The sequence below is a fragment of the Tritonibacter litoralis genome (assembly GCF_009496005.1).
Classification (GTDB): domain Bacteria; phylum Pseudomonadota; class Alphaproteobacteria; order Rhodobacterales; family Rhodobacteraceae; genus Epibacterium; species Epibacterium litoralis.
In genome coordinates this window covers 18,653-34,276 of record NZ_WIBF01000012.1, presented here as the reverse complement: position 1 = coordinate 34,276, position 15,624 = coordinate 18,653, and the positions used below count along the sequence as shown (strand labels likewise).

At 59.4% G+C, this 15,624-nt stretch carries 12 protein-coding genes; 4 read left to right on the top strand and 8 right to left on the bottom strand.

Annotation, left to right across the window (positions count from 1 at the left end; all coding sequences use genetic code 11):
- The first annotated feature begins 507 nt into the window (after positions 1-507).
- From GFB49_RS16565 to GFB49_RS16555, 3 genes are all read left to right on the top strand, one after another.
- A complete protein-coding gene (locus tag GFB49_RS16565) occupies positions 508-1,779 on the top strand; it encodes a replication initiation protein (RefSeq protein ID WP_153217052.1) in 1,272 nt (423 codons plus the stop codon).
- Between the two features lie 142 nt (positions 1,780-1,921).
- A complete protein-coding gene (locus tag GFB49_RS16560; protein ID WP_153217051.1) occupies positions 1,922-3,619 on the top strand; it encodes a DUF1217 domain-containing protein in 1,698 nt (565 codons plus the stop codon).
- Between the two features lie 354 nt (positions 3,620-3,973).
- Entirely contained in the window at positions 3,974-4,939 is a 966-nt protein-coding gene (locus GFB49_RS16555; RefSeq protein WP_153217050.1) for a glucokinase, read from the top strand.
- Here the strand turns inward: GFB49_RS16555 and GFB49_RS16550 are convergent.
- From GFB49_RS16550 to gcvT, 4 genes are all read right to left on the bottom strand, one after another.
- Complete coding sequence (locus GFB49_RS16550; RefSeq protein WP_153217049.1) at positions 4,925-5,851, bottom strand: LysR family transcriptional regulator; 927 nt, start codon at positions 5,849-5,851, stop codon at positions 4,925-4,927. The genes GFB49_RS16555 and GFB49_RS16550 overlap by 15 nt on opposite strands.
- Positions 5,852-6,029: 178 nt before the next feature.
- Entirely contained in the window at positions 6,030-8,867 is a 2,838-nt protein-coding gene (gene gcvP / locus GFB49_RS16545) for an aminomethyl-transferring glycine dehydrogenase (protein ID WP_153217048.1), read from the bottom strand.
- A gap of 105 nt (positions 8,868-8,972) precedes the next feature.
- Entirely contained in the window at positions 8,973-9,338 is a 366-nt protein-coding gene (gene gcvH / locus GFB49_RS16540; RefSeq protein ID WP_343032614.1) for a glycine cleavage system protein GcvH, read from the bottom strand.
- A gap of 42 nt (positions 9,339-9,380) precedes the next feature.
- Positions 9,381-10,472, bottom strand: coding sequence for a glycine cleavage system aminomethyltransferase GcvT (gene gcvT / locus GFB49_RS16535; protein WP_153217047.1), 1,092 nt, complete (start codon positions 10,470-10,472; stop codon positions 9,381-9,383).
- A gap of 321 nt (positions 10,473-10,793) precedes the next feature.
- Here gcvT and GFB49_RS16530 point away from each other — a divergent pair, with 321 nt between their 5' ends.
- On the top strand, positions 10,794-11,741 hold the full coding sequence (locus GFB49_RS16530) for an asparaginase (protein ID WP_153217046.1): 948 nt from the start codon (positions 10,794-10,796) through the stop codon (positions 11,739-11,741).
- A gap of 26 nt (positions 11,742-11,767) precedes the next feature.
- On the opposite strand, the gene GFB49_RS16525 is transcribed toward GFB49_RS16530, so the two are convergent.
- From GFB49_RS16525 to GFB49_RS16510, 4 genes are all read right to left on the bottom strand, one after another.
- Positions 11,768-12,085, bottom strand: a complete 318-nt coding sequence (locus GFB49_RS16525; RefSeq protein WP_153217045.1) for a DUF2218 domain-containing protein — start codon at positions 12,083-12,085, stop codon at positions 11,768-11,770.
- A 144-nt stretch (positions 12,086-12,229) separates the two neighbouring features.
- Complete coding sequence (gene speB / locus GFB49_RS16520; protein WP_153217044.1) at positions 12,230-13,087, bottom strand: agmatinase; 858 nt, start codon at positions 13,085-13,087, stop codon at positions 12,230-12,232.
- Positions 13,084-14,256, bottom strand: a complete 1,173-nt coding sequence (locus tag GFB49_RS16515) for a carboxynorspermidine decarboxylase (RefSeq protein WP_153217043.1) — start codon at positions 14,254-14,256, stop codon at positions 13,084-13,086. Before GFB49_RS16515 ends, speB begins: the two co-directional genes overlap by 4 nt.
- A 143-nt stretch (positions 14,257-14,399) precedes the next feature.
- A complete protein-coding gene (locus tag GFB49_RS16510; RefSeq protein WP_153217042.1) occupies positions 14,400-15,611 on the bottom strand; it encodes a saccharopine dehydrogenase family protein in 1,212 nt (403 codons plus the stop codon).
- Positions 15,612-15,624: the final 13 nt, after the last annotated feature.

Genomic DNA, 15,624 nt, shown 5'->3' with positions numbered 1-15,624 from the left:
AAGTTCTGCGCCAAAGGCTGGGGTTTCGCAGCGAAACCTCTTGAAATTCTGAAAAAGAAGCAACAACGCGGGCCTTAAAGCTTGTATTTGTTGAATCTACTTTAGAATCTTTGCGCGTGGAAAACCGTTATATATCAATACGTAATCTGCAATAAGGCACCCGTATACAGGGCTTGGGGCACCTGGATGCGGGATCATTGGCACCCGGATGCAGGAGGAGGGGTTCCGATTCGCAGGGACAGGGGAACCGATTCCCGGTTTGGCTCTAAAATAGCTTAATTCGGGGTGATCTGGCGCAATAATCGGTTGTGTTTGCGGGCGCAGGGCAGGGTTATCCACAGTGTTGCGCGTAAAGGAACCCGTCTACGGGATGGTCGGTTCCTGTAAACGGGTCCCTTTGAAGGGTTCCCAGCACAGGATTGAGCGTGGGTGCCTTTTCATGGCATAAAGGGGTCAGAAAAAGGTGCCGCTCAGAATCGGTACAGAGCAGAATGTTTAGGACAGGCGATGGAGCAGAGTGAAATTCCCCATCAGCAGTTGACCGGCCCCTTGCGGCGGCAGTCGGTCAAGAAGAACGTGGCGGCCATCCATATCTCGGGCAAGCTGACATTGCTACAGCGCAAGCTGTCAAATGTGTTGCTGCTGAATGCCTATGACGCGCTGACCTCGAAACAGAAACACCAGATCGATGCGCGCACGCTGTGTATGATGGTGGGCTATAACTCCAATGATATGGAGACGCTGAAACAATCGCTGCGGTCCTTGGCTGAAACCGTGGCGGAATGGGATATGCTGGATGAAGAGGGGCGACAGGAATGGGGTGTGTCGTCGCTGTTGTCCTATGCCAAACTGTCGGGCGGGATCTGTGAATACGCCTATTCCCCTGCTTTGGCGGAAAAGCTGCACGACCCCAAGGTCTTTGCCCTGATTAATCTGAACATCCAGCGGCGGTTCACCTCGGGTCATGCGCTGGCACTGTATGAGAACTGCTATCGCTTTGTGCGCACAGGCTCGACCGGCTGGTGGCCGATTGATCTGTTCCGTCGTCTGATGGGGGTGGATGGCAGCGCCTATTACGAGAGCTTCAAACATCTGAACGCCAAGGTGATCAAACCGGCGGTGGCCGAGGTCAACAAGACGTCCAACATCATCCTGACGCCCGAGTTCAAGAAAATGGGCCGGCAGGTGGCCGAGGTGCGGTTTTTGATCAAGGAAAACCCGCAGCTGGCGATGCTGGATATTGATGACGGAGCCGGGGTGCGGCAGGGCGCGATTTACCAGCGGCTGCTGGCGGTTGGCGTGTCGGACCGGCTGGCGCGGCAGTGGATTGCCGAACATGGCGAAGAATATGTGGGCGAAAAGCTGGATTATCTGGGCGGGCGCAAAGGGATCGAAAGCCCGGTGCGATATCTGACGGCGGCCCTGCGCGATGATTACAAGGATGAAGCGCCCGTAAAGCCCAAGGTCGACCCCGCGGTGGTGGCCCGTCTGGAAGCGGAACGCGCCGCCGCTGCGCGCAAAGAGGCCGAGCGGGATCAGGCCAAGGCGCGGGAGCGCGGATTGCGGGCGGCGCGTCTGGCGCGGATTCGCGAGCTGGCAGGTGAGCGCTCTCCGACACAGCGCGATGCAGACAAGCGCCTGTTTCTGAGCCGTCTGGAAGATGAGCTGGAACGCAGCGAGTTTCGCCGCGCAGGCTGGGCGGCGGCCCTGCTTGAGATGGAAATGGTCGAATTCTGGGGCGAATTGATGCCAGGCGCCTTTGACGATCTGGAGCCCTGAGCCGCGCAGTTTAATCTATTCTTAGGCGGTTTGGCTTAGGTTCATCGCGGAAAAGGTGTGAGGTTCCGGTTTGGGCAACGCGCACCTTTTGAAGCGATCGCAATGTTTGCGCCCTTTTGGATGAGATCTCATAGGTGGTGGAATGAATTTTACGCCCGTTCTTTCTGGTACTGGTCTGGTTGGATATAACTTTCTGGTACGTACCCGCGACGAGCAGCAGGAGCGGCTGGCGCAAGATGCTGTTATTCAACGAGAAACCGAAGGTTTTGTTGAGAATCTCGCGAACATTCGAACCGTTGATGATCTGCTGGCCGATCGCAACGCGTTGACCGTGGCCTTGGGGGCGTTTGGGTTGCAGGATGAGATTGGCAACACAGGCCTGCTGCGCCAGGTGCTGGAAGCCGATCCAAGCGATAGCGATTCCTTGCCCAACCGGTTGTCAGATACCCGGTATTTGGAACTGGCCACTGCGTTTAATTTCGGCGGCGAAGGCGGTCCACAGCTGGAAGGGGCGACCGGCACAGCGAGCGCGGTTGTCGAGCAGCTAGGCAATTATCAAACTCCGGATGATCTGCTGTTAAGCGACAGCTCACAAGACCGCGCGGTGCTGCGCCAAGCGCTGGCGCATTTCGACCTTGAGCAGTTTTCAAGAAACACCGATTTCCTGCGCAGTGTGCTGGAATCTGATCCGGCGGACCCGAACTCGTTTGTCAATCGGATGAGCAACGAAAACCTGGTGCGTTTTGCCGAAGCGTTTGATTTTGCAGGCAAGCAGGCTTCTGCACCACAGGGTGAAACCACAATTTACAGTTTTGCCGATGCCTTCCGGGATGAGGCTGCAAACCTGGAAACGGTTGATGACCTGTTTGATCGCCCGGATTTGCTGGAAGCGGCGCTGGATCTCTTTGGCCTGGAAGAGGCGGGCGATGATCTGGATTACCTGCGGGATGTGTTCAATTCGGATCTGGATGATGAAAATTCGGTCGCCAACTTGGCGGAGGACCCGCGGTTTGCGGCCCTGGCCGGAGCCTTTGAATTCCCGGATCGGGAGGCGCATGCGGCGTTGATCGCCGCCACACCGGAGGGTGAAGAACCGCCAGAGCCGTTTGAGGGCAAGCTGGAGGATATGATCAACGCCGCTGGGGAGCCGTTGGAAGAGGCGGGCGACTATTTTGTCAACTTTGGCTTCCTGCTGAATGCGCCGGATTTCTTTGGCCTGGAATTCTTTGACATCAACGAGGATGTGCGCGGCACCACCCAAAATGCCTATGAGCGGGATTACCTGCAGCGCGTTCTGGAATCGGATTTGAGCGACCCGAACTCTTTTGCAAATTTTGTTGGCGCGCGTGATCCACGTTTTGAAACCTTTGCCCGCGCCTTTGATATTCCACAGCCCGTCACCGAGGAAGTGTTTGAATATCCCGACGGGTTTGCGCAGGCTATTTTGGACCGATACTTGGACCAAGAGTTCCTAACCTCGGTTGGGGAGGCGGATCCAACGATGCGATTTGCATTGGGGTTTGAACCGGGGCTGGAAAGCGTTGTGGCGACCACCGACAACAATGACGCCCAGTGGTTTTCTGTGCTGGCGTCGAACCCGCTGCGGGAGGTGTTTGAGGTGGTGCTGGGATTGCCAAGCTCCTTTGGTGCGCTGGATATCGACCGTCAGGCACGTGACATTCAGGATCGTACAGAGGCGTTTTTTGGTACATCCGACCTGTCGGAACTGCTGGAATCGGAGAATATTGAAACCATCCGAAACCGCTATTTGGCGCAGAGTTCGTTGGACAGCAGCGCGGGTGGCGGGACAAGCAGTGTCTTGCTGAGCTTGTTTGCCTGATCTCACTAACTCATTAACCATAAAGATCTGAGCGGATTGGGCGTTCCCTGGGCGTCTGATCTGTCCCTGCGGAACCGCGCGAATCTAAGGGTTGGCCGATCCGGGATCTGCGCCTCAGGTTAAAGCCGTCTCATGTCATTCCCCGAACATCTTGGTGCAAAAGCTGCGATGCAGCATGTTTTGCGCCCTACAGAGGTTTGCCGTCCGATTTTATGGTGGAAAAGGGCGAATTCCCGGCTCAGCGCGCGCCCGGAGCCTTTGACGATTTGGCCACATAACGCATAGACTGGACCTCCTGTGCTTGGAATTCAGCACGGTTAGCGATAACAGGTGCTTGCGGACGGGAGACGTAAGATGTGGAATTTGATTGCGGATGTGGGCGGGACCAATATGCGGTTGGCCTCGGTTGCAGATGATGGGCGGATGTTGCGCAATCAGACCTTGCCGACCAAAGGCACGGTGACGCTGGATGACGCCTGCGCGGCCTTTGTGGCGACCGAAGGTAGCTCTCCTGTGCATGTGGTGATGGCGGCGGCAGGCATTGTCGCCGATGGGCGTGTGTCGTTGACAAATGCCAATCAAAGCACCAGCGAAGCCCGGTTGGTGAACGCCTGTGGTGCGCATTCCGCTAAAATTCTGAATGATTTCGAAGCGGCCGCCTGGTCGTTGGAGACCGTCACCAAACGAGAGGTGGCGGTGATCCAGGGGCAGGATCAATTTCCGGACGGGCCGCGGTTGATCTTGGGGCCGGGCACCGGGCTGGGCGCGGGCGCGCTGGTCTTTGGCGAAAATGAACCGGCGGCCATTGCGGGGGAGGGCGGACATGTGAGCATTGGTCCGCGCCGTGCGGATCTGGTGCCGGTGTTTGAAGCGCTGGTGCGGCTTTGGCCGGAGGTTGCCATGTCAGATCTGATGGTTGAGGCCGAGGCGTTGTTGTCGGGCACGGGCCTGCCGTATTTTTATCGCGCGGTGGCTGAGGTTGCGGGGCAACCCGTTGGCAATGAGGATGCGCGGCAGATTTTTACAGCAGCCGAGGCGGGCGATGCTGTGGCGGCGCGCACGGTGGCTCTGTTTGGAGAGTACTTGGGCGCGGTGGCGGGCGATCTGGCGTCGACCCTTGGGGCGCGGGGCGGCGTGTTTGTGACCGGCGGCATTGTTCAGAAAAACCCCAAGCTGTTGGACGCGGGCTTTCTGGCGGCGTTTAATGCGGGCGGACGCCACACGGATTGGCGGCAGGAACTGCCCGTGTATCTTTATACCAATGAAAGCTTTGGCCTGATTGGTGCGCGCAATTGTGCGCAGCACCTAAGCGCGCGCTGAGCTGTGGTTTGACACCGGTGCGGTGATTTCTGTGCAGCAGCTGTGCGCCTTGGCCGTTTCCAAGAACCGTTGCACCGGGGCGGTGTCCAACAGAGCGCTTTGATAGACCAGGAAATGTTTGGCCGTCAGCAGCGGATCGTTGATCGGCAGAAATCGGATGTCGGTTTCCTCTTCGCATTCGCGCTCTAACGCGATGGCGACGCCCAGGCGTTGTTGGACCATGGCCAGCGCAGAGCTCCAATTTCCAAACCGCAAACCGGCTTTGGGGGGCAGGCCCCGGCGGCGGGCGACGCTGTCAAAAATGCGCTGGGTGCCGGATCCGGGCATGCGTTGGATCAACGGCAGATCCCCGACCTCCAGCCAGTTGAGGGCAGGTTTTACCGGGGCATCGGGGCCGACCGGAACCGCCAAGCCAATGCGGGTGCTGCAGATCTCAATCCCGGATAAATCGGTTGGTATTTCGTGGCGCGTGATAAAAGCCACGTCCAATTGGCCGTTGCGCAGATCTTCCAACAGATCCTGCGCCGCATCGCCATTGGCATTGACCTGAAGATCCGGGTAAGCGCGGACAAAATCGGCGATGATTGGAATGGCAATTTGATGCACGGAATAGCCGATTTCAAAACGGCCCGTCACCAGATCCTGTCCTGAAACCAGATGTCGGGTGATTGTGTCGCTGAGGGCGAGAACGGATTTAATGTGACCGCCAATTTGCAGAAATTGCTCTGTCGGCGTGATCGTATGGCCGCTGCGGTCCAAAAGACGGCAGCCGAATTGGCGTTCCAGCGTGTAAATCAAATTGGAAACAGTGGGTTGTGAGACCCCAAGTTCGCGCGCAGCTTGTGTAAAGCTTCCCAAGCGCGCCACCGCATCCAGGGCTTGCAGTTGTTTGAAACTGACTTTGGCTTTCATAAAAGGGGACCAATTTAAAGAACTAAGGAGGCTTCTAACATTGAGAAAGTACCGGACAAATGCGTCAGGCAAAAAACACTTTGTTCCTTTGGTTTAAGTTTTTTCACTTAAAGAACAAAACCAGGGCAGTTTTATGCCCTGGCTTGCAAAGGATGGAATTTGATAGGCGTTGTTCGGCCTATTCCGCGTAGTCTTCCATGGTGGGGCAGGTGCAAACCAGATTGCGGTCGCCATAGGCATTGTCGACTCGGTTCACGGGTGGCCAGTATTTATCGACGCCGAGCGCACCCGGCGGGAAACAGGCCTGTTCGCGGGAATAGGGCCGGTCCCAGTCGCCCACCAGGTCACGCACCGTGTGGGGGGCGTGTTTCAGCGGGTTGTTTTCAGGGTCCATTTCCCCGTCAATCACCGCCTGCGCCTCAGTCCGGATGGACCGCATGGCGTCCACAAACCGATCCAGTTCGGCCTTGGGCTCGGATTCGGTGGGTTCAACCATCAGCGTGCCTGCAACGGGCCAGGACATGGTGGGGGCGTGGAAGCCTGAATCCACCAGACGTTTGGCCACATCATCCACGGTAATATTTCCGGCCTCGTTCAGCGGGCGGGTATCGAGGATACATTCATGCGCCACCAGCCCGGATTTGGAGGTGTAAAGGATCGGGTAGGCATCCTTGAGCCGGGCCGCGATGTAATTGGCATTGAGGATCGCAACCTTGGTCGCTTGCGTCAGGCCCTCACCGCCCATCAGCAGCACATAGGCCCAGGAGACCGGCAGGATCGAGGGCGAGCCAAAGGGTGCAGCGGACACCGGACCCACCGCATCATCATGTTCCGGGTGGCCGGGCAGGTGGGGCGTCAGGTGAGACTTAACCCCGATGGGGCCCATGCCGGGGCCGCCGCCGCCATGCGGGATGCAGAAGGTTTTGTGCAGGTTCAGGTGGCTGACGTCGCCGCCGATGTCACCGGGACGCGAGAGCCCCACCATGGCGTTCATATTGGCGCCGTCGATATAGACCTGACCGCCAAATTCATGGGTGATGTCGCAGACCTCCTGGACGGTTTCTTCAAACACACCGTGGGTGGAGGGGTAGGTGATCATGCAGGCGGCGAGCGTATCGGCGTATTTCTCGGCCTTGGCGCGGAAGTCTGCCACGTCGATATTGCCGTCCTCATCCGATTTCACCGGCACCACCTTATATCCGACCATCTGTGCTGTGGCCGGGTTGGTGCCATGGGCGGAGGTCGGGATCAGGCAGACGGTGCGGCCTGCGTCGCCGCGGGATTCATGGTAATTGCGGATCGTCATCAGGCCCGCGTATTCGCCTTGCGCGCCGGAGTTCGGCTGCATGGAGATCGCGTCATAGCCGGTGATCTGGCAGAGCTTGTCGCTGAGATCCTCGATCATCTCATAATAACCGGTGGCCTGATTCTTGGGCACAAAGGGGTGCAGATCGGCAAATTCGGACCAGGTGACCGGGATCATTTCAATGGTCGCGTTGAGCTTCATGGTGCAGGAGCCAAGCGGGATCATCGCGCGGTCCAGCGCCAGATCGCGGTCGGCAAGACGGCGCATATAGCGCGTCATCTCGGCCTCGGCGCGGTTGCGGTGGAAGGTCGGGTGGGTCAGATATTCCGAGGTGCGCAAAGAGGCGTCCGGCAAGCGATAGGCTGCGTCACGGGTGGCCTTTCGATCAATGCCAAAGGCGCGCCAGACGGCCTCGATTGTGTCATAACGGGTCATCTCATCAACCGAGATGCCGACCTTGGTGGTGCCGACTTTGCGCAGGTTGATGCCTTCGCCCACAGCGGCCTGCATGACGGTGCGTTGCAGCGCGCCGACCTCAACCGTGATGGTGTCAAAGAAGACTGCGGGTTCAACGGTAAACCCGTTTTCTTCCAGCCCGTTGGCCAGACGCGCGGCGCGGCGGTGGACGGTCTGGGCAATCGCCTTGATCCCGTCGGGGCCGTGATAGACCGCATACATGGAGGCCATGACCGCCAGCAGCGCCTGGGCGGTGCAGACGTTGGAGTTGGCTTTTTCGCGGCGGATGTGCTGCTCGCGGGTCTGCAGGGCAAGGCGATAGGCCGGGTTGCCTTGGGCGTCGACCGAAACCCCAATGATCCGGCCGGGCATCGCGCGTTTGAATTGATCGCGGGTCGCCATATAGGCCGCGTGGGGTCCGCCAAAGCCCATGGGCACACCAAATCGTTGGGTGGAGCCGACGGCGATATCCGCGCCCATTTCACCCGGCGATTTCAGAAGCGCCAGCGCCAGCGGGTCGGCGATGACAATCCCCAGCGCCTTGTTTTCATGGAGCGCGTCCATCTGATTGGTGAAATCTCGCACATGCCCATAGGTGCCGGGATACTGGAAGATCGCACCAAAGACGGCGGTGGCGTCCAGCGTGTCCGGGTCGGCGATGATCACTTCGATCCCCAGCGGTTTGGCGCGGGTCTGGATCACGGCGATGTTCTGCGGGTGGCAGTTTTCATCGACAAAGAAGGCGTTGGATTTCGACTTGGCAGAGCGTTTTGCCATGGTCATCGCTTCGGCAGCGGCGGTGGATTCGTCCAAGAGGGATGCGTTTGCGATATCCAGCCCGGTGAGGTCCGAGACCATGGTTTGATAGTTCAGGAGCGCTTCCAGACGGCCTTGGGAAATTTCCGGCTGATAGGGGGTGTAGGCGGTGTACCAGGCGGGGTTTTCCAAGATGTTACGCAGGATCGGCGCAGGTGTGGCAGTGCCGTAATAGCCCTGACCGATCAGCGAGCGCAGGACAGTGTTTTTATTTGCGACGTCCCGCATGTGATGCAGCGCATCGCGTTCCGACAGGGCGCGGCCCCAATCGAGCGGCTCTTGCTGGCGGATGGTTTCGGGCACCGTGGCGTCGATCAGCGCGTCGAGCGTTTTGAAGCCGATCACTTTGAGCATCTCCGCCATTTCCTGCGGCGAGGGGCCGATGTGGCGGCGGTTGGCAAAATCATAGGCTTGGTAGTCGGTGAGTTTGAACGCCATCTTGGGTGCTCCGGTCAAAAAGGGCAGCGCGGGCCGAAGGTGCGGGAGCCTCCGGCGGAAGTATTTGGGAAAAGATGAAAGGGGCGGGGGCGCCCCAATCAGGGGTCAGCCGATGAAGTCCTTGTAGGCGGCGAGATCCATCAGCTCTTCGAGCTGGGAGGGGTTGGAGAGTTTGACCTTGTAGATCCAGGCATCACCTTCGGGCTGATCATTGAGAGAGCCCGGATTGTCGGCGAGGGTCTCGTTGGCTTCAACCACTTCGCCGTCGACGGGGGCGTAGACCTCGGAGGCGGCTTTGACGCTTTCGATGACGCCGATGTCGTCGCCCTGGGAGAAGTCATCGCCTTCGTCCTTGAGTTCGATAAAGACAATGTCGCCAAGTTGGTCGGCGGCATGTTGGGTGATGCCAATGGTGGCCACGTCTCCTTCGACGGTGAGCCATTCATGTTCTTCGGAGTAATAGGTTGTCACTTGGGTGCTCCTTGCTGAATTGGGGCAGAGAGAATGCTGGGATTAGCGTTTGTAGTTTTGCGGAACAAAGGGCAGCGCGACAATGGTTGCGGGCTGTGCCTTGCCGCGAATGATCAGATTGACTGCGGTGCCGGGGGTGCTGTGGGGGGATGCCACATAGCCCATCGCCACCGGGCCGCCGACGGTGGGGCCAAAGCCGCCCGAGGTGATCTGACCCAAGGGGTCGCCGCTTGTGGATTGAATTTCAACCCCTTGGCGGGCGGGGGCGCGGCCTTCGGGTTTGATGCCCACCAGTTTGCGTGCAGGGCCATCCGTGATTTCGGACTGGATGCGCGCAGCTCCCGGAAAGCCGCCCCCGGTGCGGCGCGATTTCTGGATAGACCAAGTTAGTCCTGCCTCAACCGGTGAGGTATCGGCGTTGATATCATTGCCGTAGAGACACAAGCCCGCCTCAAGCCGGAGCGAGTCGCGCGCGCCAAGCCCTGCGGGGGCGCAGTCGTCATGGGCGAGAAGGGTGCGGGTGATCTCGACCGCTTTGTCTTCGGGGATCGAGATTTCATAGCCGTCTTCGCCGGTATAGCCGAGGCGTGAAATCCGCACGGGCGTGTCCAGGAGCGTGGCGGTGGTGGTTTCCATGAACTTCAGATCGGCTGCCACCGGGCACAAGGGGGCGAGGATGCTTTGTGCTTTGGGCCCTTGCAGCGCGATCAGCGCGTGGTCGGTGATCTCGGTCAGTTCAACCCCGTCCAGCGCGGCCATCAGAGGCAGGTCTTGGTCCCGCATTGAAGCGTTGACCACCACAAAGAGGTGATCGCCCGCGTTGGAGACAATGAGATCGTCGAGAATGCCGCCCGCGTCATTGGTGAACTGGGTATAGCGCGCCTTGCCTTCGGGCAGGGTTTGCAGCGCGGCGGGGACGAGGGTTTCCAGGGCGGCAGCGGGGTTTGTGCCATGCAGCGTCACCTGACCCATATGGGAGACATCAAACAGCGCGGCCTTTTCGCGGCATTGCGCATGTTCCGCCATGATGCCCGCATATTGGATCGGCATCGACCAGCCCGCAAAATCGACCATCTTGGCCCCCAGTTCGAGGTGCAGATCATAAAGCGGGGTTTTGCGGACAGCGTCGGTCATCGGGAAGCCTTTGCAATCAGGAAAGAGGGTGCGCGCCAAAATTGGCTCACAAGTTTCCTATAGGAAACAAAATCCACTAAGGCAACAGGGATTTTGTAAATACGACCCACGCGGGCTGGTCGGAATGACGCGAAACGTTCCGAATGTGTCGGTTATTGCATGATATAGCAGCTGTGGCCCAAGGGGAAAGCCCATATTTCGCAAGTGTGAAGCAATCATAAGGGTTTGTAATTGCGTGGAGCGCAACGGGCCGGGGTTGACCCGGCTGGGGACTGCGGGCAAGCCAGCGGGAAAGGGAATTGCAGTTCGGGGAGAGATGTTATGCGGCTTTGTGTGATTCACACCGGAGGCACCATCGGCAGCGCCATGACGCCATTGGGGTTTGCGCCCAAGGCGGGGATTGTCGAGGAGACATTGGCGCAACTGGCAGAATCTGGCGCGGTGACAGCGGCCTATGATCTGGTGGTGGCTGATCCGCTGCTGGACAGCTCACAAGCGACGGTGGCGGATTGGAACTGGATTGTGGCGGCCATTGCCGCGCGTCACGATGCCTATGACGGGTTTGTGGTGACCCATGGCACGGATTCCATGGGCTATGCGGCGGCGGCTGTGACTTTGGCATTGGAGGGGCTGGCCAAGCCGGTGATCCTGACCGGTTCCATGGTGCCCTTGCGTGTTGCGGGATCTGATGGTGCGGATAATCTGGTGGCGGCGATGGCTGCCGCTGAAACCGCTGAGCCGGGCGTCTGGTTGCAATTTGCCGGGCAGCTGTTGCCGGGCAGTCGGATCCAAAAGGTGCATTCGGTGGCGCATGCGGCCTTTGCCAGTGATGGGCAAGCGGTGACCCCACGGGTTGTTGGGGCGGATCTGCGCCACCATGTTTTCCAGCGACAGAGCCTGGCTATTGTGACCCTAAGCCCTGGGTTAGAGCCTCCCATGCTGACGGATCAGTGCCGCCGCGCGGATGGGGTGATCCTGCGGTGCTTTGGGTCCGGAAATGTGCCGGGCACCGCAGAGTTCCGCGCCTTTCTGGATGATCTGGCGGGGCGGGCTGTGCCCTTGGTGGCGATCAGCCAATGTGCGGCGGGTGGTGTGGTAATTGGCACCTATAGCGCCAGCGCTGTGCTGGCCGAAGTTGGTGCGATCAATGGCAAGGACATGACGCTGGAAGCGGCTTATGCCAAATTGATGCTGGGTCTGTCCCGATTTGCGGGCGACGACCTGCGCCAATATATGGAGACGGCGCAGGCGGGGGAAATCGCAGTCTGACGGGGAACACACGCCCGCAGGGGGCCTCAGGCGGATGCGGCCCAGGTCATGTTCGTGAACGCCTCGCGGAACGCAAAACGTTCCAGATGTTTGTCGATGATATAGCGGGCGGTGGCCAGCTCATCTGCGTTTGGACCGGTGACGGTGGCGGTCAGTTGGGTCGCGTCCGCCGTCAGCGTGATTGGGCCGCGGTCAAAGGTCAGGGTGGCAGTGGGGGCCTCGGGCGTGGCCTCATCCAGCTGTACCTCGATCTTGTGACCAAAGTGTTTGCAAAGCTGGCGCAGGTATTTGGCCGCGTTTGGGGTTTGAAAAATGCCGGTGTCGTGGATCTGCGTCTGAGACATTGGGAAACCTATCTATTTTACTCAGGTAATAGATGGCACCGGTGTGATCCTGGCACAAGAGGGGCTGGTCTACCGTAATAAAGGGGACCCTGTGCACACAGGCACAGGGTTGGGGCGCAGACCTGCAGGTTTAACCGGCCAGGTTTAGTCTGCCATTGCCATCAGCGCATAGGTGATCTGGGCGGTGGTGAAATCCGAAACGCGGCTGTCGGCGCCTTCGGGAGCCAGTTCGACCACATCCAGACCAACCAGACGCCGCCCTTTGAGGCTGTGCGCAACCAGATCCAGCGCCTGATAGAACCCCAGACCACCGGGCACGGGCGTGCCGGTTGCGGGCAGAATTGCGGGATCCAGACCGTCCACATCAAAGCTGACGTAGATATCATCCGGGAAATCGGCGGGCAGGTCGACGGTGGACAGGCCCTTGGTCACCAGTTCACGGCCATCCACCGCAAAGATATTGCAGGCGGCGCGGCGGTCGACCTCTTCCTGGCTCATGGCGCGCACGCCAAACTGGGCGATGCGGATGCCGTCTTCCTCGGCCAGGAGCTGCATGACCGAAGCATGGGAATGGCGTTCGCCCTGATAGGCCTTACGCAGGTCGGCGTGGGCGTCGATTTGCACGATCCCGACGGGACGGTTCAGAGCGCGGGCGACGCCGCGCACGGCCCCATAGGACAGCGCGTGTTCGCCGCCCAGTGTCACCGGAATGGCTCCGGCTTCAACGGCGTCGGCGGTGCGGGCGGCGATACGTTCCATCACTTCCGGCAGGGATCCGGTGCAGTCCACAGGGCCAAGCGTGGCGATGCCCTGGGCGCAGGGTTCCGTTCCATCCCACAGGCGTTCCAGTTCCACGCTGGCTTCCAGAATGGCTTCGGGTCCGCCTTTGGTCCCGGCACCATAAGACACGGTGCGTTCCAGCGGCACAGGGATCACCCGGAAACGGGCGGTGGAGGGATCGCGCTCTTGGGGTGAAAGTTCACCCTGAAGGAAATAGGTCATGACAAACGGTCCAGAAAATCGCTGTATTTCGGTTCACGCAGCAGGGTTAGCGCGTCGGTGTCGGAATTCCACAGCGCAATTGCAGGCAGCGGTACGCCGTTGAACGTGTTGGTTTTCACCATGGAATAATGAGACTGGTCGAGGAAGGCGAAGCGATCCCCCGGTTTCGGCGGCGTCGGGAAGGCATAATCGCCGATCACATCGCCCGCCAGACAGGATGGCCCGCCGAGGCGGTGTTTGTGATCGCTGTCCACCTCCCCCAGAAGGTCGGGGCGATAGGGGGCTTCCAGAACATCGGGCATATGGCAGGTGGCGGAGATATCGGTGATCGCCAGCGGCATGTGGTTTTCGGCCACATCCAGAATTTCCCCAACCAGAATGCCCGAATGCAGCGCGCAGGCTTCACCCGGTTCGATAAAGATCTCAACATTATGGCGGCTGCGGATGTCGCTGAGCAGGGCAATCAGCCCGTCGCGGTCATAATCGGGCTGGGTGATATGGTGGCCGCCGCCGAGGTTGATCCATTTGAGGCGAGGCAGCAGGTCCGCGATCTTGGGCTCCAGTGCGGCCCAGGTCCGGGCAAGCGGTTCAAACCCCTGTTCGCAGAGCGTGTGCATATGCAGCCCCTCGACCCCCTCCCAATCGGCATCGGTCATCTGTGAAATTGGCGTCCCCAGGCGCGAGCAGGGCGCGGTGGGGTCGTATTTCTCGTTCCAGCCTTCGGAATGTTCCGGGTTGATGCGCAGGCCGATGCTGATGGTCTCGCCCGCGGCGCGGGCTGCCTCGATCAGCGGGGCAAAGCGGCGGGCTTGCGCGGGGGAGTTAAAGATCAGGTGATCCGACAGCTGGATGATCTCAGGCAGGTCGGCAGCCTTGAAACCTGCGGAATAGGTGGTGACCTCTCCGCCGAATTTTTCCCGCGCCAGTCGCGCTTCGTAAATGCCGGATGCGCAGGTGCCGGAGAGGTATTTCTGCACCAAGGGCGCAATCGCATAGAAAGAGAACGCCTTGAGCGCCATCAGCACGTTTGCACCTGAGCGGTCGGCAACGTCGTGCAGGATGCGCAGATTGCGTTCAACGGCGACCTCATCCACCACAAAACAGGGTGAGGGCACACGGTTGAGGTCGAATGTGGCGAAGCTTTTGGTGGAGAGCGCTTTGATGTCCATGGGTGCTTTAGATCCAAGTCCCCGGTTTGTGCACGAGCGCTGAGCGGCTGCCCGGGCGGGTGCGGAACGCGCCCGCCGTGGGGCGGGCAGGCGCGTGCCAGTCGCTGGCGCGACCGGCGGTTTGTCTCATGGTGCTGAACCGATCAGAACGCGGGATGGCCGTCGAGTTCGACAACCTGCCAGGGCAAGCCGTCGGTGTTCAGCATGTCCATAAATGCGTCCGGGTCCAGCTGTTCGGTGTTCCAGACACCGGGGTCGAGCCAGATCCCTTTCATCATCATGGCCGCGCCGATCATGGCAGGCACGCCGGTGGTATAGGCCACGGCCTGGCTGCCGACCTCGGCATAGCATTCCTCGTGGTCGCAGATGTTATAGATGTAATAGGTCTTCTCATCGCCGCCATCTTTGGCCGGACCGGTGATGATGTCGCCGATGCAGGTTTTGCCCTTGGTCAGCTCACCCAGATCGGAAGGATCCGGCAGCACGGTTTTCAGGAATTGCAGCGGGATGATTTCAACGCCGTCATGCACCACCGGTTCAATGCCGGTCATGCCGATGTTCTGCAACACGGTGACGTGGTTGATGTACGCATCGCCAAAAGTCATCCAGAAGCGGGCGCGCTCGATCTCGGGGAAGTGGGTCGACAGGGACTCCAGCTCCTCGTGATACATCAGATACATGTTCTTCTTGCCCACTTCAGGGAAGTCGAATTCGTATTTGTGGGTCATCGCCGGGGATTCAATCCAGGCGCCATTTTCCCAATGACGCGCAGGTGCGGTCACTTCGCGGATGTTGATTTCCGGGTTGAAGTTCGTTGCAAAGGGCTTGCCGTTGTCGCCGCCGTTGCAGTCCAGAATGTCGATCAGGCGGATGCCGTCCAGCTTGTGCTTGCGCACCCAGGTTGCCATGATCGAGGTCACGCCCGGATCAAAACCAGAGCCGAGGATCGCGGTCAGACCGGCGTCCTTGAAGCGCTCCTGATAGGCCCATTGCCAGCTGTATTCGAACTTGGCCTCATCTTCCGGTTCATAGTTCGCGGTGTCGAGGTAGTGAATGCCCGCTTCAAGGCAGGCGTCCATCAGCACCAGATCCTGATAGGGCAGGGCGAGGTTCACCAGCAGTTCCGCGCCGGTTTCCTTGATCAGGGCAACCGTGTCGGCGACATTCATCGCATCCAGCTGCGCGGTGCGGATGGTGACGCCGGTGCGTTCCTTGACGTTTTTGGCGATGTCTTCGCATTTCGACACCGTGCGGCTGGCCAGTGTGATCTCCTTAAAGATCTCGGCGTGCATTGCCATTTTGGTGACCGCGACGGAGCCCACTCCGCCTGCGCCAACAACTAGAACCTTTTCCATGTATCCCATCCTC

Coding starts and splice junctions, on each gene's coding strand:
- gcvP (WP_153217048.1), bottom strand. CDS start 8,867: ATGGCGTTCAAACTCACCGACTACCAAGCCTATGATTTTGCCAACCGC.
- GFB49_RS16565 (WP_153217052.1), top strand. CDS start 508: ATGGAGCAGAGTGAAATTCCCCATCAGCAGTTGACCGGCCCCTTGCGG.
- GFB49_RS16525 (WP_153217045.1), bottom strand. CDS start 12,085: ATGTCTCAGACGCAGATCCACGACACCGGCATTTTTCAAACCCCAAAC.
- GFB49_RS16555 (WP_153217050.1), top strand. CDS start 3,974: ATGTGGAATTTGATTGCGGATGTGGGCGGGACCAATATGCGGTTGGCC.
- GFB49_RS16550 (WP_153217049.1), bottom strand. CDS start 5,851: ATGAAAGCCAAAGTCAGTTTCAAACAACTGCAAGCCCTGGATGCGGTG.
- GFB49_RS16530 (WP_153217046.1), top strand. CDS start 10,794: ATGCGGCTTTGTGTGATTCACACCGGAGGCACCATCGGCAGCGCCATG.
- GFB49_RS16515 (WP_153217043.1), bottom strand. CDS start 14,256: ATGGACATCAAAGCGCTCTCCACCAAAAGCTTCGCCACATTCGACCTC.
- speB (WP_153217044.1), bottom strand. CDS start 13,087: ATGACCTATTTCCTTCAGGGTGAACTTTCACCCCAAGAGCGCGATCCC.
- GFB49_RS16510 (WP_153217042.1), bottom strand. CDS start 15,611: ATGGAAAAGGTTCTAGTTGTTGGCGCAGGCGGAGTGGGCTCCGTCGCG.
- gcvT (WP_153217047.1), bottom strand. CDS start 10,472: ATGACCGACGCTGTCCGCAAAACCCCGCTTTATGATCTGCACCTCGAA.
- GFB49_RS16560 (WP_153217051.1), top strand. CDS start 1,922: ATGAATTTTACGCCCGTTCTTTCTGGTACTGGTCTGGTTGGATATAAC.